This is a genomic window from Fibrobacter sp. UWOV1 (assembly GCF_900142495.1).
Lineage (GTDB): Bacteria > Fibrobacterota > Fibrobacteria > Fibrobacterales > Fibrobacteraceae > Fibrobacter.
Genome location: NZ_FRBA01000021.1, coordinates 1 through 26,262 on the forward strand (window position 1 = coordinate 1; position 26,262 = coordinate 26,262).

General features: G+C 43.8%; 23 protein-coding genes and 1 pseudogene. 12 read left to right on the top strand and 12 right to left on the bottom strand.

What is annotated here, in order from left to right:
* Window positions 1-541 precede the first annotated feature (541 nt).
* The 3 genes from BUC02_RS15175 to rffA form a co-directional block, all read right to left on the bottom strand.
* Window positions 542-1,198, bottom strand: a complete 657-nt coding sequence (locus tag BUC02_RS15175) for a type IV toxin-antitoxin system AbiEi family antitoxin domain-containing protein (RefSeq protein ID WP_083564635.1) — start codon at window positions 1,196-1,198, stop codon at window positions 542-544.
* A 230-nt stretch (window positions 1,199-1,428) separates the two neighbouring features.
* Window positions 1,429-2,421: a virulence RhuM family protein gene (locus tag BUC02_RS15180; RefSeq protein ID WP_073323971.1), complete on the bottom strand. Its 993-nt coding sequence runs from the start codon at window positions 2,419-2,421 to the stop codon at window positions 1,429-1,431.
* A 224-nt stretch (window positions 2,422-2,645) separates the two neighbouring features.
* Window positions 2,646-3,779, bottom strand: a complete 1,134-nt coding sequence (gene rffA, locus BUC02_RS15185) for a dTDP-4-amino-4,6-dideoxygalactose transaminase (RefSeq protein ID WP_073323973.1) — start codon at window positions 3,777-3,779, stop codon at window positions 2,646-2,648.
* A gap of 52 nt (window positions 3,780-3,831) precedes the next feature.
* On the opposite strand from rffA, the gene BUC02_RS15190 reads away from it, so the two are divergent.
* From BUC02_RS15190 to BUC02_RS15200, 3 genes are all read left to right on the top strand, one after another.
* On the top strand, window positions 3,832-5,055 hold the full coding sequence (locus tag BUC02_RS15190; protein ID WP_073323975.1) for an ATP-grasp domain-containing protein: 1,224 nt from the start codon (window positions 3,832-3,834) through the stop codon (window positions 5,053-5,055).
* A gap of 110 nt (window positions 5,056-5,165) precedes the next feature.
* A complete protein-coding gene (locus tag BUC02_RS15195) occupies window positions 5,166-6,293 on the top strand; it encodes a Gfo/Idh/MocA family protein (RefSeq protein ID WP_073323977.1) in 1,128 nt (375 codons plus the stop codon).
* Window positions 6,293-7,213, top strand: a complete 921-nt coding sequence (locus tag BUC02_RS15200; protein ID WP_073323979.1) for a glycosyltransferase family 2 protein — start codon at window positions 6,293-6,295, stop codon at window positions 7,211-7,213. Before BUC02_RS15195 ends, BUC02_RS15200 begins: the two co-directional genes overlap by 1 nt.
* Here the strand turns inward: BUC02_RS15200 and BUC02_RS15205 are convergent.
* From BUC02_RS15205 to BUC02_RS15220, 4 genes are all read right to left on the bottom strand, one after another.
* Window positions 7,210-8,493, bottom strand: coding sequence for an alkaline phosphatase family protein (locus tag BUC02_RS15205; protein ID WP_073323981.1), 1,284 nt, complete (start codon window positions 8,491-8,493; stop codon window positions 7,210-7,212). The genes BUC02_RS15200 and BUC02_RS15205 overlap by 4 nt on opposite strands.
* Window positions 8,493-10,226: a hypothetical protein gene (locus BUC02_RS15210; RefSeq protein WP_073323983.1), complete on the bottom strand. Its 1,734-nt coding sequence runs from the start codon at window positions 10,224-10,226 to the stop codon at window positions 8,493-8,495. Before BUC02_RS15210 ends, BUC02_RS15205 begins: the two co-directional genes overlap by 1 nt.
* A 70-nt stretch (window positions 10,227-10,296) precedes the next feature.
* Window positions 10,297-11,598, bottom strand: coding sequence for a type II toxin-antitoxin system HipA family toxin (locus BUC02_RS15215; RefSeq protein ID WP_073323985.1), 1,302 nt, complete (start codon window positions 11,596-11,598; stop codon window positions 10,297-10,299).
* Window positions 11,595-11,888, bottom strand: coding sequence for a helix-turn-helix domain-containing protein (locus tag BUC02_RS15220; RefSeq protein ID WP_254794244.1), 294 nt, complete (start codon window positions 11,886-11,888; stop codon window positions 11,595-11,597). The genes BUC02_RS15215 and BUC02_RS15220 overlap by 4 nt, the downstream gene beginning before the upstream one ends.
* Window positions 11,889-12,243: 355 nt before the next feature.
* Here BUC02_RS15220 and BUC02_RS15225 point away from each other — a divergent pair, with 355 nt between their 5' ends.
* The 7 genes and pseudogenes from BUC02_RS15225 (at window position 12,244) to BUC02_RS15255 (ending at window position 19,182) form a co-directional block, all read left to right on the top strand.
* Complete coding sequence (locus tag BUC02_RS15225) at window positions 12,244-13,878, top strand: LTA synthase family protein (protein ID WP_217653097.1); 1,635 nt, start codon at window positions 12,244-12,246, stop codon at window positions 13,876-13,878.
* Window positions 13,879-13,985: 107 nt separating this feature from the next.
* Window positions 13,986-14,120: pseudogene (locus tag BUC02_RS16680) on the top strand (adenylyltransferase/cytidyltransferase family protein); the annotation flags it as partial.
* A 103-nt stretch (window positions 14,121-14,223) separates the two neighbouring features.
* Window positions 14,224-14,580 carry a hypothetical protein gene (locus tag BUC02_RS15235; protein WP_139261242.1) on the top strand — a complete coding sequence of 119 codons (357 nt, stop codon included), beginning with the start codon at window positions 14,224-14,226 and terminating at the stop codon, window positions 14,578-14,580.
* Window positions 14,577-16,073 (top strand): lipopolysaccharide biosynthesis protein, encoded by a 1,497-nt coding sequence (locus tag BUC02_RS15240; protein ID WP_083564636.1) that lies wholly within the window; start codon window positions 14,577-14,579, stop codon window positions 16,071-16,073. The genes BUC02_RS15235 and BUC02_RS15240 overlap by 4 nt, the downstream gene beginning before the upstream one ends.
* 2 nt (window positions 16,074-16,075) lie before the next feature.
* On the top strand, window positions 16,076-17,248 hold the full coding sequence (locus BUC02_RS15245) for a CDP-glycerol glycerophosphotransferase family protein (protein WP_073323994.1): 1,173 nt from the start codon (window positions 16,076-16,078) through the stop codon (window positions 17,246-17,248).
* Window positions 17,249-17,260: 12 nt separating this feature from the next.
* Complete coding sequence (gene wecB, locus BUC02_RS15250) at window positions 17,261-18,382, top strand: non-hydrolyzing UDP-N-acetylglucosamine 2-epimerase (protein ID WP_073323996.1); 1,122 nt, start codon at window positions 17,261-17,263, stop codon at window positions 18,380-18,382.
* Window positions 18,382-19,182, top strand: coding sequence for a glycosyltransferase family 32 protein (locus tag BUC02_RS15255; protein ID WP_083564637.1), 801 nt, complete (start codon window positions 18,382-18,384; stop codon window positions 19,180-19,182). Before wecB ends, BUC02_RS15255 begins: the two co-directional genes overlap by 1 nt.
* Before the next feature lie 50 nt (window positions 19,183-19,232).
* Here BUC02_RS15255 and BUC02_RS15260 read toward each other — a convergent pair whose 3' ends face one another.
* Together BUC02_RS15260 and BUC02_RS15265 are read right to left on the bottom strand one after the other, a co-directional pair.
* Window positions 19,233-20,219 (bottom strand): glycosyltransferase family 2 protein, encoded by a 987-nt coding sequence (locus BUC02_RS15260; protein WP_073324000.1) that lies wholly within the window; start codon window positions 20,217-20,219, stop codon window positions 19,233-19,235.
* 11 nt (window positions 20,220-20,230) lie between these two features.
* Window positions 20,231-21,526, bottom strand: coding sequence for a glycosyltransferase family 2 protein (locus BUC02_RS15265; RefSeq protein WP_073324002.1), 1,296 nt, complete (start codon window positions 21,524-21,526; stop codon window positions 20,231-20,233).
* Here BUC02_RS15265 and BUC02_RS15270 point away from each other — a divergent pair.
* Together BUC02_RS15270 and BUC02_RS15275 are read left to right on the top strand one after the other, a co-directional pair.
* Complete coding sequence (locus tag BUC02_RS15270) at window positions 21,525-22,367, top strand: tyrosine-type recombinase/integrase (protein WP_073324004.1); 843 nt, start codon at window positions 21,525-21,527, stop codon at window positions 22,365-22,367. The genes BUC02_RS15265 and BUC02_RS15270 overlap by 2 nt on opposite strands.
* Window positions 22,368-22,407: 40 nt before the next feature.
* Window positions 22,408-22,743 (top strand): hypothetical protein, encoded by a 336-nt coding sequence (locus BUC02_RS15275; RefSeq protein WP_073324006.1) that lies wholly within the window; start codon window positions 22,408-22,410, stop codon window positions 22,741-22,743.
* A 69-nt stretch (window positions 22,744-22,812) separates the two neighbouring features.
* On the opposite strand, the gene BUC02_RS15280 is transcribed toward BUC02_RS15275, so the two are convergent.
* The 3 genes from BUC02_RS15280 to BUC02_RS15290 all read right to left on the bottom strand — a co-directional run bounded on the left by BUC02_RS15280 (window position 22,813) and on the right by BUC02_RS15290 (window position 25,751).
* On the bottom strand, window positions 22,813-23,562 hold the full coding sequence (locus BUC02_RS15280) for a hypothetical protein (protein ID WP_139261245.1): 750 nt from the start codon (window positions 23,560-23,562) through the stop codon (window positions 22,813-22,815).
* Complete coding sequence (locus BUC02_RS15285; protein ID WP_073324010.1) at window positions 23,559-25,154, bottom strand: hypothetical protein; 1,596 nt, start codon at window positions 25,152-25,154, stop codon at window positions 23,559-23,561. Before BUC02_RS15285 ends, BUC02_RS15280 begins: the two co-directional genes overlap by 4 nt.
* Before the next feature lie 108 nt (window positions 25,155-25,262).
* A complete protein-coding gene (locus tag BUC02_RS15290; RefSeq protein ID WP_073324012.1) occupies window positions 25,263-25,751 on the bottom strand; it encodes a type IV pilin protein in 489 nt (162 codons plus the stop codon).
* Window positions 25,752-26,262 lie beyond the last annotated feature (511 nt).

Genomic DNA, 26,262 nt, shown 5'->3' on the forward strand with positions numbered 1-26,262 from the left:
GTCGTATTCCGCGACTCTCTTTATTACCTGTTTTGTCTTCATTGGCACTACTCCTGCTTTTTTGAGTAGTGTCAACTTTTTTCAGTATAAGACATTCGACACTTTTCAATCACTTTTTGAGGCATTTTTATGCATTTTTCACATTTTTGATGTGTTTGGTCATTTTTTGTTGATGTGTTTGGCGGGGCTACCACTTCTCCATCGCGAGCAGCTGTTCCTTGGTAATTAAATTCAGCACCAAGAATGCAGTCATTTACAGTCAGTAAGGATTCCTTGCATGCCGAACTCTAGGATCCGCAACCACAGCCCGAACATTCGCGTACACTTTACAACACCGAATAAGCATAAAAGTTCATTCAATACTAATACGGCTGTCAAAGTGGTCAAATTCGACCACTTAATAATTGCATCAAATTCGGTATAAAATAGTTTCCCGAACCAGTTCAATATATTCATTTTGTCGTCAAAAACAGAATCTCCTGTTTAGTTTAACAATCTTTTAAGCAAACAACCCCCTTCAACTGCACCTCGTTTTTCGTAATCACAGCAATACCTCTAAATACGCTCTAAGTTTTTTTTCTACATGAAAAGTCTTTGCGAGTTGTATCAGCTTTGGAATATTCTTTTCTTTACGGCCGACGTACGTTTTAATTGCATAGGTTATTGTCTGGATATCGGCCGCAACTTTGGCCGTCATGATTTCGCACAAGGTTCTTTCGGCAGAATAGGTGCGCACGGTATTGCCCAAGGGAGTCTTGACGTCTACGATTTCAAGAGGATAAAGGTTCTTCGAGGAATGCTTTACCACAATTCCATTTTTCGCTAGAGTGGGCGAATGGTAGAACCCCTTAAACGTCATTGTCCACACAAACGGAGCGCGCTCCGTCAAAGAATGCAAAAATAAAGCCGTTTCGCAAGAGAAGATGCCCATTGGACAGCGATGCTGCAAATTTAGGAGTTCATCTTCCTGGGTCGTAGCCAACTGAAACACCCCTCGCGCCACTCGTACAATTTGACCGGCATCGGCAAGCTGTTTCAGGAACATCCTGTGAATACCCGCAAGAGAAGCCTCTTTCGCCGTAATCCGCCCACCCCTTTCCGAGAGAAGATTCATTAGTATCTTTTCTTTGTTATTGACAATCATACTAACAAATATACAAGATATTAGTATAAACGTCAATACATCCGTTTCATTCATTTTTCACTCCTTCCCGCAAACAGGCTTGAAATTGCGGGTCTTCAATTGATTTTTGCGAGTATATGCTACTCGCTTGTGCACTAAATATAATTTCTTAGGGCATCTTTGTCAATAGGTGCGCGACAATTTTTTTGAACAGCCCTCCCGGCAGCCCCTTTTAATCTATATTACTCAACAAGATGACCGCGATCGAGTTGCAGAAACCCTCATCGCGCAGCGCAAACACAACATTACGCTTTATATTCCGCCATGGCTTCCATGAGCTTGTCGAAGTCGCTCTTGTAGGTCGCATCGCGAATCACGCGGAACTTGTCATATTCGCCCTCGGCAAACGCCTTTGCGATTTCGTGGGTAACTTTGCCCTTGTCTTGCAAAACATCCTCTTCGTTAAACTTGAGGAAAGCGTTCAGTTTTTCAACCCAGTCCTTCATGTACATCACCTGTCCGCGCTTCGCTTGCCGTTCCGCATAATCCAGATACATCGTAACAATTTCGTTCAAATCTTTGATTTCTTCTTGAGAGAGGTAGTTCTTGGCAACGGAAACATCCGGCTTGCGGATATCCCCATCGGGTGCGTTTTTCCAGGTCGTAAGCCCCATATTGATTTTTTTGCTGTCGGCCCGCGAATAGATGATTTCTGCCGCAGTCTGATGCGTGACGGCATAATGCAACTTGTTCTGGACCGTCGCAAAAAAATCCTTAGTAATTTGGCTATCCGGGCTGTAGTCCGCGCTGCACCGGGCATAGATATCCGTAATCTTCTGGTAGAAGCGCCGCTCGCTAGCACGGATTTCACGAATACGTTCGAGTTGTTCCTCGAAGTAGTCCTTGCCGAAGAAATTTACCGGATTTTTGAGGCGTTCGTCGTTCATGGCGAACCCCTTGATAATATATTCCTTGAGGACATGCGTGGCCCAGATACGGAACATCGTGGCTTTTTTTGAATTGATGCGGTACCCTACCGCGATAATGGCATCGAGGTTGTAAATATTGGTATTATAATTTTTGCCATCGGCGGCAGTTGTTTCCATTTTGGAAACAACTGAATTTTCTTGGAGTTCCCCCTCGGCAAAGATGTTCTTCAGGTGCTTTGAGATGGCTGCTTTTTGCACGTCGAACAGGTCCGCCATCTTCGCCTGAGTCAGCCAAAGATTCTCATTCTGCAAAAGGATTTCAACCTTCACCTCTGCATTATCGGTTTTGTAAAGCAAAATCTCATCCATATACACAAATGTACACTACTTTTATGGCTCTGTCAAGTCATTTTTGCAACTTTTTTAAGGAGAAAACGCATCTTTGCGTAGCATTATCTATATTCCCCGTTAGATGCTCACGGTCCTTAAATACATTGCCCTGGTCGGCACGTTCTTTGTTCACCCCCTCACTTACACCCTCATTTGCCATGACATTTGCGCTGCCATGTACCATGACATTTTGCCGGCAAGATTTACACGCCGAAGAATTCGTTCACTTTTTCGCAGACAAAGTCTATTTCTTCGGTTTTCAGGCCAAAGAACATCGGCAGGCGCAGCAAGCGATTGCTTTCGTTGGTAGTATACTTGTCTTCGCCGTTAAAGCGACCGAATCGCAAGCCCGCAGGCGACGAATGCAACGGCACGTAGTGGAATACCGCCAGAATGCCGTTGTATACCAGGTGCTTGAGAAGCGCTGTACGCGTCTGCAAGTCTTCGACCTTCAGGTAGAACATGTGCGCGTTGTGCTTGCAATGTTCCGGAATGAACGGTAATTCAATCAGGCCCTTATCGGCTAGCGGCTGCAAGCGTTCGCGGTAAGCGTTCCAGCTCGCCATGCGGTTGTCGTTAATTTCGTCGGCGCATTCCAGCTCCGCATAAAGGTAAGCGGCGTTGAGTTCACTCGGCAAGTAGCTGGAGCCGAGCTCCACCCAAGTGTACTTGTCGACTTCGCCACGATGGAACTGGCAGCGGTTCGTGCCCTTCTCGCGGATAATCTCTGCGCGGTCACAATACTTTTTGTCGTTGATGAGCAGCGCACCGCCCTCGCCCATGCTATAGTTCTTGGTCTCGTGGTAGCTGTAGCAGCCAAAGTCGCCGAGTGTCCCGAGCGCTTTGCCCTTGTAAGTCGCCATCATGCCCTGAGCGGCATCTTCGACCACGAACAAATTGTGGCGTTTTGCAATCTCGTTGATCTTATCCATCTCGCAAGCGACGCCCGCGTAGTGCACCGGCACAATCGCTTTCGTTTTTTCGGTAATGGCCGCCTCGATCAGGTTTTCATCCAGGTTCATAGTGTCAGGGCGAATGTCCACGAATACGCACTTGGCCCCCTGCGACACGAATGCGTCGGCCGTACTCACGAAAGTGAACGACGGCATAATCACCTCGTCGCCGGGCTGAATGTCGCAAAGGCGGGCAGACATTTCAAGCGCATGGGTGCAGCTGGTAGTCATCAGCGCTTTCACAGCGCCGGTATGCTTTTCAAGCCAATCGTGGCACATCAAGTTGTAAGTGCCATCGCCACAAATACGGCCACTTTCGACGGCCTGTTTTACGTAATCAAGTTCAAGTCCTACAAAAGGTGGTTTGTTAAAAGGAATTTTCATAACGCAGAAAATATATATTTTTTAGGCATAAAAAAGATATATTGTTTACATCATGAGTTTTAAAAAGAAAATGTTGCTTCTCGGCGGCAGCCACGCCGAAATTCCGTTGATCCAGGCCGCACAAAGTTTGGGCTGGTACGTGATTACCACGGGTAACGCCCGCGAAGGCTTGGGCCACCCTTACGCCGACAAGAACATTTTTGCAGACTTTAGCGACAAAGACGCCATGCTGGAACTCGCCAAAAGCGAGGGTGTACAAGCGGTCTGCTCCGGATGCAACGATTTTGCCTTGCTCAGCACCGTTTACGTCTGCGAAAAATTGGGACTCCCCGGTCACGATAGCTACGCTACAAGCCTCAAGATCCACCACAAGGACAAATACCGTGCACTTGCGACCAGGCTCGGCATCCCGACACCGCGCGCGCTCGTTGTTCGAAGTGCCGCCGATTTCGAAACCGCCATTGCGCAACTCACATTCCCAATTATTGTAAAGCCAGTCGATTTGACAGGCGGCAAGGGCATTCACCGCGCCGCAACCGCCGATGAAGCCCGCGAAGCATACAAAGACGCCTGCAGTCGCACACGCCAGGACCACATCGTCGTCGAAGAATTCGTACAAGGTTCAAACCACGGATTTTCGGCCATGCTCGTGAAAGGTAAAGTTGCCTTCGCCTTCGCAGACAACGAGCAATACTACATCAACAAGTACATGGTCTCGGGCGCCAATTCGCCGAGCACCTCCAGCGACAAGACTCTCGCCATGCTCCGCGAATACAGCGAACGTATCGCTCGCGAATTGAACCTGGTCGACGGTATTCTGCACATCCAGTACATCGAACGGGCCGACGGCACGCCCGTCATCATTGAAATCTGTCGCCGCCCGCCCGGAGATTTGTACATCAAGTTCGTGAAGTACGCTACCGGCATCGACTACCCGAGATTCATTGTGATGGCCGAAACCGGCGAAGACATCTCCGGCATCGCTGATGTTCCCACGCAAGGATTCTGGCTGCGGCACTGCATTATGGCCGATTGCCAAGCCGGCGAACGGACCGCGTCGGGCGACATCTGCGAAGGCATTGTCCGCGACGTGACTTTCGCGTCCGAAATTCAAGGCAACATCGTCGAGAAATTCTTGTGGTACAAGCCCGGCGAAAAAATCGACGACAAACTCCTGTACAAGGCTGGCATCGTCTTCTTCAAGTTCGACTCTCTCGCCGAGATGCAAGATAAAACCGCGAGAATGACTGATTTAGCGAAAATTATCGTTGAATAAGCCCAAATGTCTTCCCGGCCTCAGAGCCGGGATCTCCCTTTTTGAAGAAAAAGAAATTTTTCTTAACATAAGTTGCGCGCAAAGTTTAAAATTATCCTATATTCCTTTTCATGAAGAAGGAACCTTACCAGATTGCATTTATTGGCGGTGGCATTAATTCGGCCATCGGTGAAGTCCATAAGGCCGCAAGCCAAATGGACGGCCATTTTGAACTTGTAGCGGGAGCATTCAGCACCCACGCCGAAACTAACCGCAAAACCGCCGAAACTTGGGGCGTTACCGCCGAGCGCACCTACGCCGACTATCACGAACTTCTGAAAGCCGAAAAAGGCAAACTGGACGCCGTCGTAGTGCTCGCGCCGACCGATTACCACAAAGACATCGTGATTGACGCACTCCGCGCCGGGTTCCCCGTGGTGTGTGAAAAGTCGCTCGCCACCAGCTTTGAAGAAGGTGAAGAAATCGCGAAAGTCGTCGCCGAGACTAAAGGATTCTTCTGCACTACGTACAACTACACCGGCTACCCGATGATTCGCGAACTCAAGCAGTTCATCGCCGATGGCAAGCTGGGTAAAATCCAGCAGGTGCAAGTCGAAATGCCGCAAGAAGGCTTTATGCGACTGGGGGCACACAACGAACCACCCAAACCGCAAAGCTGGCGCCTCAAGGACACCGTGATTCCGAAGATTTCGCTGGACCTTGGCAGCCACCTGCACAACATGATTTACTTTTTGACCGGCGAACGCCCTGAACGCATCGTCGCCGACCAGGCCACCTTCGGGCTCTTCCCGCAGATTGTCGATAACGTAGGCGCTCTCGTGCAATACACGAACAACGTTCGCGCCCAAATCTGGTTCAGCAAGACGGCACTCGGCAACCGCAACGGGCTCCGCATTCGCGTGTTCGGTAGCGAAGGCAGCGCCGAATGGTTCCAGCTGGAACCCGAAACTTTAAAGACCTGCGACCTGCGCGGCAACGTGAGCCTGCGCGACCGCACCGGCGATGTGAAAATCGCAAACCAGCAACGTTACAACCGCTTTAAGGCAGGCCACCCCGCGGGCTTTATCGAAGCATTCGCGAACTACTATAAAGACATTGCCGACTGCCTCGGCCAATACTTTGCCAACGGCAGCTTTACCAGCCAATACGTATGCGGCATCAAGACCTCGCTAGAAGGTCTCGCCATGATGCAGGCCGCCGCGCGCTCCGCACAAAGTAACAAGTGGGAAGATTTATAATGAAACTTTCGTTTGTAATCCCCTGTTACCGCAGCGAAAACACCATAGAGACCGTGGTGCAAGAAATCCGTGAAACCGTAGCGACACGCCCCGGCACCGACTACGAAATCGTACTGGTAAACGACTGTAGCCCCGATAACGTGTGGCAAGTCATCAAGAAACTCGCCGCCGCCGACAACCACATCAAGGGAATTTGCCTCGCTAAAAACTTCGGCCAGCACAGCGCCCTAATGGCGGGCTACGGGCAAGCCACCGGCGACTACATCATCAGCCTTGATGACGACGGCCAGACCCCCGCCAGCGAAAGTTTCAAGCTTGTAGACAAACTCGAAGAAGGCTACGACGTCGTTTACGGCTACTACCAGCATTCGGCGCAGCACCTGTTCCGTCGCTTTGGTACCTGGGTCAACAAGAAAATGGCCGAAGCGATCATTGGCCAGCCCAAGACGCTCCGCACAACGAGCTTCTTTATCATGCGCAAGTTCATCGTCGATGAAATCGTGCGCTACCCCAACCCGTTCGCCTACATTAGCGGGCTCGTTTTCCGCGCCACCAAAAACCTGGGCAATGTAGAAGTTCAGCACCGCCGCCGCCTCGAAGGCGAATCGGGTTACACCATTGCAGGCCTTATTGGACTCTGGATCAACGGCTTTACCGCATTCTCCGTCAAACCGCTCCGCGCCGCCACCTTTATCGGAGTCATCTGCGCCCTCGTCGGCTTTGTCGCAGGCCTCTACGTCGTTTACCAGAAATTCCTCAATCCCGAAATTCCCGTAGGCTACACCAGCATGCTCGCCACTCTGCTGTTCGTGGGCGGCATGATTATGCTCCTGCTCGGGCTCATCGGCGAATACGTGGGCCGCATCTACATCAGCATTAACCAGTCGCCGCAATACGTGGTGCGGGAACGGACTTTCTAATTCAGCACCACGAACGGGACCCAGCGTTTGTAGAATTTCTCCTGGAATTTTAGCGGAGAAAGAATGGGGTTATGGTCACCCTGCACAATAAAGCGCACTTCCGGATGCTTTTTCGCAAGGTCTGCAACGAGTTGCAACGTGCCGGCCAAGCGTTCCGTATAGGCAGAATTCAGTGCCGTAACATCGATTTTGTACGGATCCATGAAACTTTGCAACGGGAACTTTGTATCGAGCGTAGTCCAGGCGATAAATCGCAAGGCAGAATCTTGCACACTTAGCAAACTGTCTAGCTGGGCCGCAGACTCACGGTCTGTGCGCGGATCCTCCCCAGAATTAGTCGAATTACCGAAAAACGTTTCGTCAAAGCCCACGTTGCGAATGTACTTGTTACGCATTTGCACTAGGCTATCGCCGCCATAAATAAACTGCGTCTTTACGCCTTGCGCCCGCAGCACCTGCGGTATAAATACAGTGTCACGATGGCCTACGGAATCTCGCGTCGCACGGTAAATCAAATCTTCGCGTTCGGCGGTTCTTGTGCGGCTATACATACGATGATGCGCACCTACCTGATTCGGAATACCATCAAAAATCTGCAGCTGTTTTGCAAAGCGATTCGTATCTAGCGAGATTCCCCAGCTTTCAACGAGTACCAGCACATTCGTGCGAGTCGAATCGGTAAAACCGCGCGTAATCGTCGCTGAATCGGTGGTAAAGTACTTTGCCCTAAAAGATTCTGGCAAACTATCGCGAGCTACGGGCTTAGGGGCCGAACGACTCATATAGTCCACCACCGGGAACTGCGCCAAAGGCTGTGCCGCATAATGGTTGTAGGCAAACAGGTGCGCAATCAATGCCACGAAAAGAATGAACGAAATGGCGCTTATGCTAAAAGGTTTTACCTTCCACATCATGGCAACGGCGAGGCCACATGTGACAAAAGGCAACACGCCATACCAGCCCGTAGACCAGCCCTTGATAGCGAGCAAGTTTTGCAAATCAAGCCAAGCGACCGCAAGCAACGCGCAAACAGTTACACCAAGCAATACGACGCACACCAAGCTCTTGAACATGGATTGCTTCGCGACATATGTCGCTCGCAATGACGCTGGTGAGCTGACTCGGACCTTGCCTTTTACGAAAGCAAACAGCAACAGCAGTGCGAAATATTCATAGCCGATAAGTCCGCGGGTAATATCTTGTCCTTTTTCAAACGTCAAAAGGAACGGGACTATCGTAATAAGGGCACTTGCTACTATAGGGTAAAGAAGACGGTTCATTATTCAGCCTCCTTTGCCGCAGAGTCGGTCTCAACTAGACGATACTTGAAGAATTCCATTTCGCCAATGGATTTAATCTTTTCTACAGCAACGCTGTCGTAATAGTGGCGTTGCAGAAAATCGGCCAATCTGCCTGCGTTCACGACAACGACATTGTCATGAACAACATCCTTAATGGGGTTCGTGACACCGAACTCCGCAAGGGTCCGGGTAATCTCTGGCAAGTACGGGGTCCAGTAACCCAAAGACACCGTGCGGCGGTAACTACCGATGGGTTCGGCCAAGTAGGGCGGATTCTTGTGATGGCTAAAACGCATATAGGCGTTCATGCTCAGCAAGAACATCTTGTCGGGTTGGCTATCGATATAAGCAAACACCTGATTGTAGTCGGTAGAATCTTCAATGGCCAAAGTACGAAGTTCACCTGAGCCCGGACCGCGCACCATTTCGCCACTGGTGGCATAAGTAAACACGTTCGCAACAGCAATTACCACTACCACCGCGACCACCAGCTTGCGAGGCAATTCATAACGGAAGCTCCCCCATAACGGGATTGCCAGTACCGCCGCGTAAAGCCAGAAACCGCTTTCTACTCGGTAAACCAAGCGGCCCATGCCAAGTAAGACGGTCATTAAGTATATAACAATCGCCAGACTTGCCCATAAATATAGGGCCTTCTTTCGATTTGTTGCGAAAATCAAGATGCAAAAACCAAACCAAGACCAGAACAGTGGCGAACGTAAAGAGCTTCCTAAAGCGTTAAGTAACAGGCGGGGGATTTGCCCCCGTTCAATCGAGTCACGATAATGGTTGATTACTCCAATAATATTCCGCATGCTGTCGGCGGCAAATGTTTCTGTGTCGTAAAACATCCAGTCCGTAAGCATGTGGTAGTCGTTACCGTTTTTCCCCATTTCTTCAAGGTCTTCGTAAACGGCGTTCTGGTTGTAGTTAGACACATCGCCCAAGGCGGCTCGCGGCCCCTGGATATCCACATAAGGCGCATACTCCGCATTTTTATACAGTGAGGCGTCAAAATGGTGCATGGCGTACGCCCCTACAAACATTACCACAAGGCCGGCCAACGTCACCCACTTAAACTTCCAACATTGTTTTAAATTGAACAACAACCCCACGCAAAAGAACGGCATTCCCATCAAGAACGCCTGCCAGCGCATCACCGACCCCCACAGCATCAACAGAACTCCCAAAACAAAAGGAACAGCTGCCAATATGTCATTCTGGAGGCCCTTCGGGCCGATAGAATCCACATGGTCCCTATCGGGGCTTCGCCCCTCCAGGGTGACAGGGTTGCGTACCACTCCATACCCAAAGAGCAGCATTCCCGCAGCGCTCAAAATCGAGGCGCATTGCGTAAACTGAATGACCAAATAAAAATCGCTAGCAAACATGGCGGTAAAAAGCATCGCCAGCAAAAGGCCCCAACGCTCGCCACATCGGCGTAACAGCACATAGCCAATCGCCGTAAAAGACGCGAATACCGCAGCCATTTCGCCAATGTAGTACCACCCAATCTTCGGAAACAAGTGGTACAGCGGCAACAACGCGTAGCCGTAAATTGCGTTCACAAAAAGTAAGTGCGGGTTATAATCCGTGCCGTGGGCACCAGTCAGCACCGCCGCCATAAAGTAGTCGTCTATCGCCCCAAACTTGATGTCACCAAAAACAAGGCAAAGCACCAAAAAGAACAGGTTGATTGCGACCGAATACAAAAACGCGCGTTTAAAAGGCATGTGAGAAATATATAAAACCCGTTAACCGGCATCATGGAGACGTTCAAATTTAGCGGATGCGATTCGGTGTAAGCAATTCGCGCGAAATCTCTTCGCGATGGTTTTCGCGAACGCCGCAGTCCTTTGCAATCTCGTTCCAACAAGCAACAGCATTTTCGACTTGGTCTATAATTCCCGCGTACTTGCGGATTCCGACGCGTTCCGCCACTGCCTTGAGGTCGTCGCGCGTGATATTCTCTTGTTTCATATTCACCGACATCTGGTGGCGACTTATCCAACGACTCCTCGGGTTGTTGGCATAGCACAAGTCATATGCGGGAGCAAGTTTCCAGATACCAGATTCATCCATCAAGAAGGAAATGTTCTTGGTGTGGTCGTCATTGTTTTTTGCCAACACATTGAACACCATGCAACGGAATATGTCTTCGTCGGCCTTGGCATCGAGCCCGAGTTTGCGCATTACAGCAAAGGCATCCTCGTATGAATGACGTGTGTCTCGATCCAAGTGGGCCAAGGCCGCAAGCGTTTGCATGTGCAGTTTGGACCCGTCACATTTGCGATCAAAACGCTTGGTCATAAAGTGGCAACCGCTGCTATCTTCCAGAATGCGGCTTTCGCTCATGCGGATTCCAGCCCGTAGCGCCATCTTGTAATAAGCGTATTCAACATTGCCGATCCCGCGGGGGATTTCGGTAATGCTATCGTGTTCTCGATAACTTACGCCGTCAAACTTGAGCAGCCAATATTCGAACCCTTTTGGCGCAGGCACCTGGCCACTACGCACCTCACCCGTGGATTCGTTATAGGCAATAATCGCTTTGGGTTTTGCACCACCAGCAGAAGTTCCAACTCGCAAAATATCGTACAAAGTCTTATCCTGTTGGACAAGCTTTTCCCGGAATTTTTCGCGGTCCCGAAAAACACTCTCGGCCAGTTTTACGAGATCGTCCACAAAAATTTCTGTAGATTCGTCTAGTCCCAGCGTAGACAAGCTAGGTTCAAATTCCAAGGCGCCCATAGAACGCTTGCCTACATAGCACAGGCGTTCCAGCGGAGTCACCGTCTCTAGCGGTCGTCCCATGGTCTGGAACCATTCCGATATAATCTGGTCACCGAACCTATCCGGGAGCGAATCCGCAATGAGTCCTGGGAGTCCGCGAAAGCAGTTGTTCCTATTCTCGGCAAAAGAGAAAACACCCTTTGCCACGGGCATCTTTATCGGGGATACCGGCAACGGATTGCGGACAAAATTGGGTTCATATTCAAAATAGGCAACACCCCGCGAGGTATCCCATGATAACGCCCCGATAGGCTTGCCCCACAAACGCACGTTTACGACAAGTTCGCTCATTTGGCTTTGCTCCGTTTAATACGCTGAATCTTGCCGCCCTGCAACTTGCGCAACAAGAGTGGACTTACGGGGGGGTCAGGCAAGAGCTGCTCTACATTTTCAAGCATGCCTAGGGAACGCAGCACACTTAAAAGGATTTGTACGGACACGGCGCCTCCGCGTTCCATCTTGGCAATTGTACCTACGCCCACGCCAGCAGACTCAGCCAGTTCAGACTGCATAAGCCCTTTACGCAGGCGGTATTCCTTGAGCCTTGAGCCCATTTCCTTCAAAATGGAGGGTGTAGTCATTTCGTTCCACATGGTTAGTAATATACATAATAATCATCGCAAAAATGACGATTATCGTAAAAAAGTTTAATAAAACACTTTTTTGCGATAGTTATATCAACTACATATGCAATCTTTTACTCATTCATGACCATCATTACCTCCCTGCGGACAGGCGTAAAACCGCAATGTTTTGAAAATTTGAGCACTAGAACATTTGTTCACTATCAAATATAATTCCAGAACTCGTCATTGTCAATACTTAAAGAAAAAATTGGCCAAATTCGGCCATATCGCCCGCATCGGTTCGCCACCCAGCAACTTTTAATCTATATTGCTCAACATGCGAAACAGCGGTTTAAAGAACATAATCATTTTGGTCGTAAAAATTGTTGCTGCGATTGCCTGCCTTATTTTTTTCGCAGAGCACTATTTTTTTGAAATCACGCCATTTTCAGTTTCGCCGACATTCATATTAGCCATCTTAGGGCTTATCGCAATAAACTGGCAAACAAAACAATTCCACGAAAAAGACTATTTCAAGCCATCACACATTCCCCTCATAGTTATTCTGCTCTTCTTTGCAGTCCATTTTAGGGCAGGCATCTATTGGGCATTAAACACATTCCCGCTTAGAGACGCAAATGTAGTGATGCTTACCCTACAGGAGCCATTCGACGACTTCGCCTATTCAATGATTAAGCGGTACTTGTCAACGACTATTCCCCAAGCACTTATAATAACAGCAGTCCTAACCATTTTCCTATACGCCCTTTTTAGCAATATTAAAAAAAGACTAATTTTCATCGGAGCTTATTTCGCCGCTACCATCGCACTTTTAATCAGCGACATTCCTGTATCGGAATACGTGCACATTCTAAAAAATGAACCCGAAAAAAGCGCAGCTTATTCAAAATTCTTTGTCGAGAACTACGTCAACCCTGATTCAGTCAAAATAACCCCACCGGAACAAAAGCGGAACTTGATTCTAATTTATCTAGAATCCATGGAAACAACATTTTCCGACAAAGAACACGGAGGCAACCAAGACACGAACCTCATCCCTGAAATTACGCAACTTGCGCAGCAAAACATAAACTTTGGAAAAACAAAAAATCACATTGGCGGAGGAATCGATTCTTACGGTTCTGGAGCGACCTTTGCAGCGATGCTTTCGCGCTCTTTAGGAATACCTTTCGTTATCAATTATGACAAAACGCCCATATTGCACCATTATAAAAGCCTTTATAAAATTCTAAACGAAAACGGGTACAGACAAATTTTCTTTCAAGGAAATCCCGGATGTTTCAAAGAATTTCGAAATCTCGTTACAGATCACAAAATAGATGAAATTTATGGACCCGACGATTTGATAGAGCGAATGAACTTAGGTATTGAAGATTACATGGTGAAACAAGGCGGAAAGAACGTTCAAGATAAGGAATCTTTCAAATTTGCGACACAAATCCTTGACACTCTGTCGGAGCCCTTCTCGCTAACATTCTTTACCATTGACACCCATTCTCCTCACGGACTATACGACCCCGATTGCATAAAAGCCAAGGATGAAAATAATAAAGACGAACTCCTCAAAGCTTCGGCTCGCTGCGTATCAAGGGAACTGAACAAATTCTTAGACTCATTAAAGTCAAAACCCTTCTACAAAAACACATCCATTGTAATCTTTGGCGACCACCTATTTATGGGAACTCGTTTAGTAAAAGACTTCCCTAACCGTAAATGGGTTGATATATTTATAAATTCATCAAAAAAGCCAAAGTCTGAAGAAAACAGAGCTTTCTCTGACATTGATATGTTCCCCACCATACTAAGTTCAATAAATTTCGACATCGAAGGTGACAAGCTCGGTTTTGGCGCAGACCTTTTTAGTGACCAGAAAACACTGGTAGAAAGTATCGGATTAAACAACCTCAACGCTGAGCTGGGGAAAACGGCTAGTCACTTGGTACATGAAAGCTATTTGCTTATAAAAAAGCTTAATCAGAAATAACATTTGTACCATAATATAAAGAATCTATCTTATTTATTATTTATATTACATCAACAAGATGACCGCGATCGAGATCGAAGGAATCTTCCACCCCAGGAGCAAATATCATGTCAAAAGATAAAACCATCGGCTATACTACAGGTGTTTACGACTTGTTCCATATAGGGCACCTCAACCTTCTGAAGAACGCTAAGGGGATGTGCGATTATCTTGTCGTTGGCGTTTCATTTCGTAAAACGGTATTATTCAGTAGATCCAGAAGACGTTTTAAACAATCCTGTCAATATGACTGCCTTATTTGAGCCATTTAGGTTGCCGAACAACAAAATTGATTTTCAGGGATTTATGGCAGGCCCTATGACTCGGGAAAGTTTCAATTCTTATTTTAATGCATTTTCGGTCGCCCAAAAGCCTTATTACGATCCGTACGCACATCTAAAGATGGCCGAGCCTCTTGATTTGAGTCGCGTAAGAAATGGCGAACCAAAGTACTTGATCCGCGAGCTCATGGCTAAACGCTATCCTGAAATTCCTGTTCCTAACAAGAACCCTATGCCCCGTCCCGTTGACAAATACTTTGAAAACTGGATCGGCCCAAAGCGCAAGGAATTCAAAGATGGGCTAGACATGTCCAAATTTACCGGCAACCAGAAGTGGCAAATGTGGTGCCTAGAACGCTGGTTGAATATGAATGAAGGATGATAAAGGAAAAATATGCCGTCATGATAATTTCCAAAGTATCTCAAAAATACAAATTACTTTCTCCTCCTGTTAAATCAGCGTTCTGGTTTACCCTATGCAGTTTTTTACAGCATGGAATTTCCGTCATAACAACGCCAATATGGACGCGTCTTTTTTCTGCTACAGACTTTGGAAAATACAGTATTTTTATTTCGTGGAAAAGTATACTGACTATTTTCATAACATTCAACCTTACTGCGGGGGTATTTACTAGAGGTTTATTAAAATATGAAGAACGCCAGGATGATTTTATTTCTTCAATGGAAGGGTTACTTTCCTGTATAACATTTTTCTATCTAGTACTTTATATTTTATTCCGCACATTTTGGAATGAACTTTTTGGATTAAACACAACTCTCATGCTCTGCATGTTTGCAATGTTGTGGGTAGAAACTGTTTTTGGTTTTTGGGCTGCACGAGAGCAATTTAATTATCGATACAAAAAGCTTATTACAATTACATTGGTCATGTCTTTGGCAAATCCTATAGCAGGAATTATAAGTGTTCTTATGGTTCCAAACAACAAGGTAGAAGCTCGAATCATCACAATGACTATCCTACAAGTTGTTGTTTATACAGGTTTTTTCTTCGTACAATTCTTAAGAAGCAAACGTTTCTTAAATTTTTCTTTTTGGAAATTCGCATTCTTTTTCAACCTCCCGCTCGTACCACATTATCTTTCACAGACCATCCTCAATTCAAGCGACCGCATCATGATCGGAAAAATGGTCGGAGAACGTGAGGCAGGATTATATAGTCTTGCATACTCAGTAGCCATGATTTTAATCATGCTTAACGCTTCAATTCAGCAGGCATTTAATCCTTGGCTATACCGGAAGATTAAGGCCGCAGAGTATAGCGGGATAGGAAAAGCAAGTTACACAATACTCTGTATTATAGCATTTGCAAACTTGCTCCTTATCATCTTTGCTCCAGAAACAGTGCGTATTTTTGCCCCTGCAGAATACTTAGAAGCAGTTTGGGCCATGCCGCCGGTGATAATGAGCGTTTTTTTTATGTTCATGTACTGTCTATTTGCGGACTTTGAATTTTATTACGAAAAAACAGTTTTCATTGCATTGGCTTCTGTATTTGGCGCAATTCTGAATATTCTGCTCAATTGGTTTTGCATTCCTCGTTTTGGTTACATCGCAGCCGGTTATACTACACTCATTTGCTACATGTTATATGTAGCAGCACATTATTGCGCAATGCGCATCATTTGTCAGCAAAACATTGGAACTCAGAAAATATATAAGCCCCGAATCATTGCGAGCATTTCGCTTGCATTTATGGCTTTAGGTTTTTCAGTGATGTTTCTTTATTCCTATCCAATCATAAAATATTTGTTTTTCATTATTGTCATTACAATAACGTTTATGTTCAGAAAGAAACTTTCAATCCAATTCAGTCAGATTTTTTCTGTAAGCAACGGAAAAGTTGATTTGAGGTAAATATGGCTTTAAAAACATTTTTTAAGATGACTTTTAGAAAGATTCTCCGAGACGCAGCATCGGTACTTTATAGATTTAGTAAGGTTGATAAAAATCTTTTTGTATTTCAGAGCGAAATTGATTTTTGGGACAATGCGCGAGCACTTTACGAGTACATGATTTCACGGGAATATAATAAGAAATATCGTCTTGTTTGGCTTGTGGAGGATCCTATTCTTTATAAACGATTTACAAAAAGAAATGTTGAATTTGTCAAATTAGATTCTTATTACCCGACAGAAATATTTAAATGTCAAAAAATAATGCATACCGCTCATTTTTTCTTCTTTACCCACAGAGGATACAAAAACACTAGAAAAAATCAGATTGTGGTAAATCTATGGCATGGCGGAGTAGTTATGAAGGCGCTTGAAGGAAAGCCTCATTTGTATAAAACTTTTAACTACCAATGTCTGCCTTCACAAGCCGCAGCGGATCGTATGTCACTCTTTACAGGCGTTCAAAAAGAACAAGTAATTGTGAATGGAGACTGCAGACAGGATTATTTGTTCTCACATTGTGAAGATAAAGTAAAAGGATTTCTAGGAAAAGGGTATGACAAATATATTTTGGGAATGCCTACATTTAAAAGAACAAAGAGATGGACTGACGCTTTGGCAGAATCTTGGATTCTCCCAGTAATTAAGGAAAAAACTCAGTTTGAAGAATTAAATTCGTTTTGCGCGAAAGAAAACGTACTTATAATCCTTAAGATTCATCATCTTGAAGATACAAGTTTTATTGAAGCTAAAAATCTTACAAACATTCGTATTTTAAAAGATGATGAATTACAGAATTCTGACATTCAGCTTTATGAACTTATTGGGAAAACAGATGCCTTGCTTACAGATTTTTCAAGCGTTGCTTATGACTACATGTTGCTAGACAAACCAATTGGTTTTATGGTTTCAGAAATGCAAAATTACTCACGTGGATTTATCGTTGAAAATATCGCAGATGAAATGGTTGGTGATAAAATTTTAAGCATAGATGAATTAGAAAAATTCATAATCGATGTAAAAAATGGAGTGGACAACTACCACCATGAACGAAAAAAAATTCTAGATAAGTTCTACGTCTTTCAGAAAGACGGAAACTGTGAAAGACTGCTTAATATTTTGAAAATCCAAAAATAGAGAGGACGAAAAATGAAAAAAATCCTATTCATTTACGGAACACGACCAGAAGCTATCAAAATGGCTCCTCTCGTGAAAGAGTTCCAAAAGAATCTGAACGAATTTAAGGTTGTCGTATGTCTTACAGGTCAGCATCGCCAAATGCTCGATCAAATAAATGCATTTTTTAAGATAAAAGGTGATTATGATTTAAATTTGATGAAACCCAATCAAACACTTTTTGATATAGTTTCGGGATGTTTGTTAGGACTTAAAGACAGCCTCGAAAAAGAAAAGCCTGATTTGGTGTTTGTACAGGGAGACACTTCTACTGTGCTTGCAGGGGCTCTAGCTTCATATTTCTATAAAATTCCTGTGGCACATTTGGAGGCTGGCTTAAGAAGTGGCGATAAGTATTCGCCTTTTCCCGAAGAAGGAAACCGTATTCTTACAGGGCATATTGCCGACTGGCACTTTGCCCCGACTGAACGTGCTGTAGAAAATCTACGCGCAGAGGGAATTACAAAAAATGTTCATAAGGTCGGAAATACTGTTATCGATGCGCTTCATTTGGGCTTAAGTTTAATTAAAAATTCAGATGAAGGCACCTATAAAACTTTTTTCAATTTTCTTGATTTTTCAAAACGAATCATTCTTGTTACAGGTCACAGACGTGAAAGTTTTGGATACGGATTTGAAAATATCTGTAAGGCGATTGCACATATTGCAGACGCCCATCCTGATGTTCAATTCGTTTATCCAATGCATTTCAATCCTAATGTTCGCACGCCCGTTATGAAATACCTTTCTGGCAAAGCCAATGTGTATTTGATAGAGCCTCTTGATTATCCGTATCTTATCTGGCTCATGGAAAAAAGCTTTTTTGTACTTACCGATTCTGGAGGTATCCAAGAAGAAGCCCCTGCCCTTGGAAAACCAGTTCTTGTCATGCGTGATGTTACAGAACGCCAAGAGGGAGTTGATGCGGGAACAGCAAAACTGGTCGGAACGGACTACAAGGCAATAGTTGAAAATGTAGAACTTTTGCTTACGGATTCCGCCATATATCAAAGTATGGCAAACGCAGTAAATCCTTATGGTGACGGAACAACAAGCAAGCAAATTGTGGAGATTTTAAAAAGGGAACTGAACTGATGATACCAAAGAAAATACATTACTGCTGGTTTGGCGGGAACCCGCTTCCTGAAGACGCAAAACGATACATAGAAAGCTGGAAAAAAAATTGCCCAGACTACGAGATCAAAGAATGGAACGAAAGCAACTTTGACCTTGATCGTTATCCATACGCACGAGAAGCATACGAAAACAAAAAGTTCGCTTTTGTTACAGATGTAGTGCGTCTTTATGCGCTTTATACCGAAGGTGGAATATACATGGACACTGACGTTGAGGTATTAAAACCGCTGGACAACTTCTTAAATTACGATGGAGTATCGGGATTTGAATCTTCGACCCAAATCCCGACAGGCCTGATGGCCAGTCGCGATTCACATCCTCTTGTTAAGGAATGGCTTGACGAATATGAAGGAAAACATTTTGTAAAAAAAGATGGAAGCCTTGACTTTACCACAAATGTAACAAGAATTACAAATAATTGTCTTAAACACGGATTTGTATCGAACGGAAAACTCCAGACTGTGGCAAATTATACCTTTTTTCCAAGCGAATTTTTTTGCCCGAAGAATTGTAATACCGGTGAAATTACATTAACAAAAAACACATATGTAATACATCATTTTGCTGGAAGTTGGGTAGAACCTTATGACAAAGAATTAAACAAAGATATTTCTTCTGTTTATAGAAAGTTAGGAGAAAACATTTTCTCAAAACTTATCATAATTATTTATATAGGAATATATCGATTGAAAAAAACTGGATTTAAAAATACAATTATTTATTTTTCCAAAAAAAGAGGAGGATGGCGATTGAAATAAAATTGAATATGGCCATCTTACAAATAAGCAAATTCAAAGGATTCTGAAACTCATTTTCTGTCACCCATATAACTTGGACTTATTTTTCTATAGCAAACATATAGCCACGGACAAAATGCAATTATTTTGAATATCAAAAACCAAATAAATCCTACATCCTTTGTATATTCTAAATTTTTAGAATCTTTTTTATAATCGTCTAATATTTCCTTCGCCAAATTATCATCTTTTAAATTTTTTTTCACTCCCCACCAACAGTAAATTTCACGCATCAATAATGGCGGGATAAACAATTTTGACATATCTTTTTCATTTTTTGTTTCAAAATAATCGAAACCACTTCGAAAAGCGTCTATCATTTCTAAATGTTTCTTTCTAAAAGATTGTCCCATAATACTATCAGGGTTTAATCGATAAAAATAGAGAACAGAGGATGAGAAGACAATTTTTTGTGCAATATCAAATATTTTATACGTCGTAAAAGCATCTTCATACAATTTTCCTTCCGGAAATCGAATATTTGAAAATAAATTTCTTTTATACAACTTATTCCAAGCAGAGACAAAAGGATTTGTAGAAATAGACGTGTAAATTTCAAAACATTTTTTTTTCGATATTGCAGTGAACAGATAAGAACGATCTTCAATAACAGTGGTATTATTTTTTTCAAACGATCGGAACGAAGCTATTGATATGTCGGCATCGTTTTCTATTAATCCCCTATACAATATTTCAATATAATTTGAAGCAACGCAGTCATCGCTATCAATAAATGTTATATACACTCCATTTGAATTTTCAATACCAACATTTCTTGCTTTCGCAAGCCCCCCGTTTTTTTGATGAATAATTTTTACACGATTATCTTTTTTCGCATATTCATCACATATTTGAGGACACTTATCTGGAGACCCATCATCAATAAGAACAATTTCCAAATGATAATATGTTTGAGAAATTATGCTGTCAACACATTCTCTTATATATCGTTCGACATTGTATACAGGAACAACAACAGAAATAAGAGGATCTCGCATATTATACCTTTTTAAAAATTATTGCGACAATACAACCAGAATAAAAGTGATAACAAATAGCTGCATTTTTTCTTCAACAGATACAATACAATTCGCTCGGATACAGAAAAATATGACGCATTTACGCTATTGACAATGTAATAAAAGACTTTATATGACAAAATTTCTTTCAAACGTTTTTTTCGTTTAATAAAAGAAAGTTTGCTATCTTTATGAAATATATCCTCTTTCATTACCCCAAACAAATAATGAACAAAAAGACAATTTGCCGCATCAATAAACCGTTGATCTTTTCGCGATTCAGCAAGCCACTTTTGGATTCGTTTTATTACAAAACCAAAATATTTATCGCTATTCGGACGATAACTATTTTGAGCCGAGTCATCATGCTGTTCATAATAGTAGAAGTAATCTTTTGTATAACCAATACGACAGAAATAATCTAACGCCAATGTATTAAAAAGGCAATCCTCGCTTATAGTCGTTTCTGTAGCAAAACGAAGATTGTTTTTTTGCAAGGTTTCTCGTTTATAGAACTTGCCGCATGCACTACCAGCAAAGCGCGTATTCACCTTATAATCCAGCACCGGAGCCTGAGGCGAAAGAACCTTTATTTGAAGAGATTCTTTTTGCTCAGGGCTGAGTAAATCAACATTTTCTGAATATAAAAACGATTTTACAGATTTTTTCCCTTTATTATATAGAGCAGAAAAAAAGAACAAGTCATAATTATACTTTGAATTTAAATTTGCAAAAACTTCACAAACATTAGCATCAATCCAATCATCGGCATCAACAAACATGATGTAATCGCCAGAAGACTCATCAATTCCTCGATTACGTGCTGTAGACACACCTTTCTCATAGTGGTCTATAACTTTTATACGAGAATCTTTATTCGCAATTTTCTTGCATACTTCTAGGCTATCATCAGTTGATCCGTTATTAACAAGCAATATCTCTATATTGCCAAAAGTTTGCGATGTCAAACTGCCAACGCATTTTTCAAGAGTCCGTGCCGCATTGTAAACAGGAACGACTACCGAAACTAACGGAACCACCTGTTCCGAACCGCCGCCCACAATCCCGTGCAGCACCTGACAAACGCGTATGTTTTTATCCTCAGCCATCAGCCATATTTTCATTAAAATGCTAAGTAAAATATACACTATTTCTTCAGTAGTACGCTTAGCATTTTCTTCTAAATGGTTCAAAATGCGCAATGTAGTCCTCTTGAGCAAAGCGATATTTTTAATTTGAGCGCCCCTTAAATGGGAATTCTCATAACACTCATCTGGAGGAAACATGCTGTTCTTTGACGCTGCTCTCAAATACCTTAACCTTGAAAATTACAAGGAAAACTTGGCCCCAACTACAATGCGGACCTATTATTGGAACCTAAAGAAAGTTACGGACTTTAACCCAGAAGCCCACTGCGAAGACATCGATGAATCATTTATTCGCAATTATAAAGCATTCTTGCAACAAAAGGGTGATAAGCCAAATACTGTGGCCAAGGCCCTATCTGTTTTTAGAATTTTCACAAGGAAAATGGTTGCAGACAAGCTGTTCGAAACGGACCCCTTTGAAAATATTAAAATCGGCCGAGTTTATTCTAAGCGAAGTTTCTTAACAATTAACGAACTCAAACATCTATATCTAAACTACCTAGACAACAAGCAATTTCTCACAGAAACGGAACAGAATGTAATGTGCGTATTTCTGTTTAGCTGCTTTACCGGTCTGCGATACAGCGACCTTCTTTCACTTGATGCGTCCGAAATTTTTGATTGGAAAATACGGAAACAAACTCACAAAACCGGGGAGCCCGTATACATTCCAATTCCTATCCAGGCGCGGCTGCTCTTGCCCGAAAAACTGACACAAGGTCCCGTGTTCAAAGTAGTCGAGAATTCACATTTCAACAGGACTCTCCGCAAGGTAGCACCAAAGCTCGGCTACCATAAATACATTCACTGCCACCTAGCAAGGCACACCTTCGCAACCACCTGCATTTCACTTGGAATATCCTTGCCGTCAACAAGCAAATTACTCGGCCACCGCAACGTTGAAACGACTCTTATCTATGCAAAATTTGTTGACACGTTCCTTGACAAAGAAATGAGAAAGTTTAATAAATTGCGATAAACATTCCGCTGAAATTGCTAAGTCATTAGCAGGTACCTACGTGAAGTTGCAGCAGGCTTACTTCTCTGAAGCAAATCAGGCTGGAGGCTGGCAGTTGATCGGTTATATGGCTCCGGGTAATAATAGTTCTACGACAAACTTCAATTATACCCCGGGTGATTTAGGTCCAAAAGAAAGTAGTGACCTTGCGGATGCTGTAAAGGCTTGGGCTGCAAGTAATACGGCCAATCTCAATGAATGCAAGGCTGGCGAAAATTGGACTGTGAAATTGTCCAAAGTTACCGGTGATACTCAGACTGACATCACCTTCACGGCTTCTGCCGGTACTGCCGGTTGCGTGGCTCTTACTCCGACCTTCGACAAGATTGGTAAGTAAGGCTTAGCAAAGCAAATCTTATGAAGGGACCTCCTTGTTGGAGGCCCTTTTTGTATATAAAATAGTGATTTAGATATTTCCTATTACCACCGGAACCCAATGTTCGTAAAATGTTCGCTTGTACTCCGGGTTACAAAGAATCGGACGATGCGTTCCTTGAACTACAAATCGAACATCGGGATATTCTTTTGCCAAACTATGAATCCCTTTAAGGGTCGACATTAGAGAATCTTCAGAACCGTATCTTGAACCCTGAGTCGTCCACGCTATGGTAGAAAACGCACCATCACTCATAACAGAATCCAACTTAGCCAACATAAGGCTGTCACTACATTTCTGGAAAAACAACCGCCTAGAATAGCCGATTTCCTGCATATATTCAGATCTGCCAAATTCCAGAGAATCTCCTCCAAACAGGAACAGGGCGTCAGAGGAGTCTCTGCGGTATTCCACCCGTTCTGCATGTTTTGTTCTGTTTGCCATCCTGTGGTGGATGGCGAAATCATGAGGGATATCATTGAATATCGAGAATTCTTTCTCTAGCACAGACTTGTCATGAGGCACGCCCCATGAATCAACTAGAATCAGGACCTGTTTTTTGGGGTTTTTATTTATCTGAGCAATTACGGGGCGCCTATCCAGAAGCCTATATTCATTTACCCCGTACGTCGATAAAGAATCTTCGTCTATGCCCGACTGCATATGCCATGGCACGCTTTGATTCGACAAGAAATCTGAACCCCAAACAAACGCCCCCGAAACGGCTGTAACCACAAAGCTGGAGAACAGGGCTATATTTATCTTTTGGGACATTTTCATTTAATGACCTCTCGATACTTTAAGACCATTAGGCCACCAAACGCCTTGACTGTATCCACGGTCAAATTCATATGATAATGTTCCTGATAAAACAGAACGTATTCAGGGATATTTTCCGTCTCTATCAGATAGACATTGTCTTTTACAATGTCTCGCAGGGGATTTGCTACCCCTCTTTTTGCGAGTTCCCTTTTCATTGCCGGATGGTTGATGTTCCAGTAACCAAGGGTAAAAATATTCTGCCAGCTACCAGGCTGTGCTGCCTTGTAAGCGGGATCTTTAAACATTCCCAATTCCTTATATCGAGCAAAAGATAGCAAGTACGCATTTTCAGGATGCTCATTTGCATATGTCAAAAAATCCTTCCATTCTTGCGGAATAGATGGAGTTTTTACCAGGAAACCCTCGGCATCCACCTTGGGCAAGCACGACAAATTCAGAATTAGGATCGCAACAGCGAATAAGGAAATCACGCAGGCCATCTTTGTGGATTTCAGCGGGAAGCCCTTTAGTAAAGGGACGCCCATGGCAAACGCATACACCCACATTCCCATTTCTACGTGGTTTGCCAAACGGTTAAGCGACAACAAATAAAAATACGCCCCAACACAAAGGGTTAGCGAATACCAAGGATACATACGTTTTCGTTTGTCCGAGAACAACAACAAAAGTATGCAGACAAAGAACCAATTCCAAGCCAGATTCTTCGCTAAGGCATTAGAAAAAGCGAGGATGGTCGCAGCGGGCATACGATTCCAGTTAATAGGATAAACGCTATGGTTAGCCACCTTTATAATAGAGTCAAGACTATCTAAACTAAAGACATCCGTATCATAGAAACTCCAACCTCTTAAAAGCTGAAAATCGTGAGCCGACATACCACGCTCTTCGAGTTCATCATAGACACCGTCGACATCATAGTGGGCCCCGTCCCCAAAAAAGGACCTTTTCCATTGATATTCCCTGTAATACTTGTAGTCGCCATCTACGTAACTCTGCTCGTCGATATATTTCAGCGAAAAAACGGCCACGACACACAATAGCAGTGCTACCGTATTTCTAATTCTAAAAAGAGAACGAAGTTTTCGTTCAAATAAAACCGGAGACAAAATGAAAGGGACGCCCAGTAGGAACATTTGCCAGCGGGTCATCGCCCCTAAAACAATTGCCACAATCCCCATGTATAAAAAAACACCTCGGTTTTCCTTACAACCGAAAATGAATAAAAGGCCTCCGCTAGCGACAAGCAACGCCGCGCATTGTGTAAAGCTTATGCTTGCGTAGAAATCAATCGAAGACGACGATATCAAAAGGGCAAAGGGGATTCCCCAGCGCCATCCCAATTGACGGACTATAAAAAAGGAAAAGGCTGAAAATGCTGAAAATACGGACAGCATTTCAAATAGATAGAACCACCCTACTGTAGGGAAAAAAATGTAGAATGGTTTTAAAAGATAGCCTAAGGCTACGTTTACAAAAACAATATGCGGCTCATACCCAGACCCGTAGGCCCCCGTCAATGTCGCCGCCATAAAGTAATCATCCAGCGATCCATAACGCACGACGCCAAACAAAATAAACAGGATAAGCATCAACCCGTTTATTCCAAGCGCGCAAACTATCGGACGCCGAAAGAGCATGCTTTAAATATAAAAAAGCTCCCCGGATCGGGGAGCTTCAAGTTTCTTGCAGAGAGGCAATTACTTGCCAATCTTCTTGTAAGACGGTGTGAGTTCCTCACAGCCTGTACCATTAATGTCTGCCGTAAAGACAACTGCATCCGCTGCAGATCCGTTCGAAGCCTTAGCAACAGAAATCTTCCAGTAGCTACCCGAATTGCAATCATTCAACTTAAGATTTGCGGTAGCACGCCATGTTTCTTTGGCGGAAGTATTCAGTGTAGCAGTATTATTAGTGTACTGGCCCTGATCGGAGTACGTGAAGTTTGTTGTTGCACTATTCTTACCCGGAGCACTGTAGCCGATAATCTTGAAATTACCATAATTCTCACCAGTTTCAGACACAAAAGCCTGCTGCAACTTCACGTAGGTACCGGCGGCGGGGCCGACTTCGGAAGCCTTGGACTTAGCAATCATGCCGAACAGTTTCGGTACTGCGACGGCGGCCAAGATGCCCATGATCACGATCACGACCATCAATTCGATAAGGGTAAAACCTTGCTTTTTCATAGTGTACTCCTTGTTGATTTGTTACACACTTGTTTGGTCTTAGGCCCGTTAGTGGGCGTTCAACCGGTTTATGTCTGTAATATAAACAATTTTTTTCAGAAAAGCAATAGTTTTGCAAAATTTTTTGTATTTTTGTGTAAAAATTGTCAGACTTTTGTCACGAATTTTTACTTTGTCTGCAAAATTCTATCGTTTTTACATCAAAATCGCCATATTCCAGTCAGAACTTTGATGATGTATATATACAAATTTTTTTGAAAAAAAACATTTTTTTAAGAAAAAAACTGAATTTTTTTTATTCCAGGTTGGAATTACTGACCATCACTGAAAAAGGTTGACACTTTTTAGGTGATTTTACTGACCGGGTTGACAGTTTCACTGTTTTGGTTTACACCATTTTCCCGGTACGACTGATTCGGTTTACAGTTCAACCGACTGGGTTGTCACCGCCGACCGGACCTCCTTCCTCCAAAGATATCTTTTTGCCTGCCTCGCGACGTTCGCGTGGCGT

Bases quoted from the DNA above. Each gene is read 5' to 3' on its own strand.
- BUC02_RS15175 (WP_083564635.1), bottom strand. From the start codon at position 1,198: ATGAATGAAACGGATGTATTGACGTTTATACTAATATCTTGTATATTT.
- BUC02_RS15180 (WP_073323971.1), bottom strand. From the start codon at position 2,421: ATGGATGAGATTTTGCTTTACAAAACCGATAATGCAGAGGTGAAGGTT.
- rffA (WP_073323973.1), bottom strand. From the start codon at position 3,779: ATGAAAATTCCTTTTAACAAACCACCTTTTGTAGGACTTGAACTTGAT.
- BUC02_RS15190 (WP_073323975.1), top strand. From the start codon at position 3,832: ATGAGTTTTAAAAAGAAAATGTTGCTTCTCGGCGGCAGCCACGCCGAA.
- BUC02_RS15195 (WP_073323977.1), top strand. From the start codon at position 5,166: ATGAAGAAGGAACCTTACCAGATTGCATTTATTGGCGGTGGCATTAAT.
- BUC02_RS15200 (WP_073323979.1), top strand. From the start codon at position 6,293: ATGAAACTTTCGTTTGTAATCCCCTGTTACCGCAGCGAAAACACCATA.
- BUC02_RS15205 (WP_073323981.1), bottom strand. From the start codon at position 8,493: ATGAACCGTCTTCTTTACCCTATAGTAGCAAGTGCCCTTATTACGATA.
- BUC02_RS15215 (WP_073323985.1), bottom strand. From the start codon at position 11,598: ATGAGCGAACTTGTCGTAAACGTGCGTTTGTGGGGCAAGCCTATCGGG.
- BUC02_RS15220 (WP_254794244.1), bottom strand. From the start codon at position 11,888: ATGACTACACCCTCCATTTTGAAGGAAATGGGCTCAAGGCTCAAGGAA.
- BUC02_RS15235 (WP_139261242.1), top strand. From the start codon at position 14,224: ATGGCAGGCCCTATGACTCGGGAAAGTTTCAATTCTTATTTTAATGCA.
- BUC02_RS15240 (WP_083564636.1), top strand. From the start codon at position 14,577: ATGATAAAGGAAAAATATGCCGTCATGATAATTTCCAAAGTATCTCAA.
- BUC02_RS15245 (WP_073323994.1), top strand. From the start codon at position 16,076: ATGGCTTTAAAAACATTTTTTAAGATGACTTTTAGAAAGATTCTCCGA.
- wecB (WP_073323996.1), top strand. From the start codon at position 17,261: ATGAAAAAAATCCTATTCATTTACGGAACACGACCAGAAGCTATCAAA.
- BUC02_RS15255 (WP_083564637.1), top strand. From the start codon at position 18,382: ATGATACCAAAGAAAATACATTACTGCTGGTTTGGCGGGAACCCGCTT.
- BUC02_RS15260 (WP_073324000.1), bottom strand. From the start codon at position 20,219: ATGCGAGATCCTCTTATTTCTGTTGTTGTTCCTGTATACAATGTCGAA.
- BUC02_RS15270 (WP_073324004.1), top strand. From the start codon at position 21,525: ATGCTGTTCTTTGACGCTGCTCTCAAATACCTTAACCTTGAAAATTAC.
- BUC02_RS15265 (WP_073324002.1), bottom strand. From the start codon at position 21,526: ATGTTTCCTCCAGATGAGTGTTATGAGAATTCCCATTTAAGGGGCGCT.
- BUC02_RS15280 (WP_139261245.1), bottom strand. From the start codon at position 23,562: ATGAAAATGTCCCAAAAGATAAATATAGCCCTGTTCTCCAGCTTTGTG.
- BUC02_RS15285 (WP_073324010.1), bottom strand. From the start codon at position 25,154: ATGCTTATCCTGTTTATTTTGTTTGGCGTCGTGCGTTATGGATCGCTG.
- BUC02_RS15290 (WP_073324012.1), bottom strand. From the start codon at position 25,751: ATGAAAAAGCAAGGTTTTACCCTTATCGAATTGATGGTCGTGATCGTG.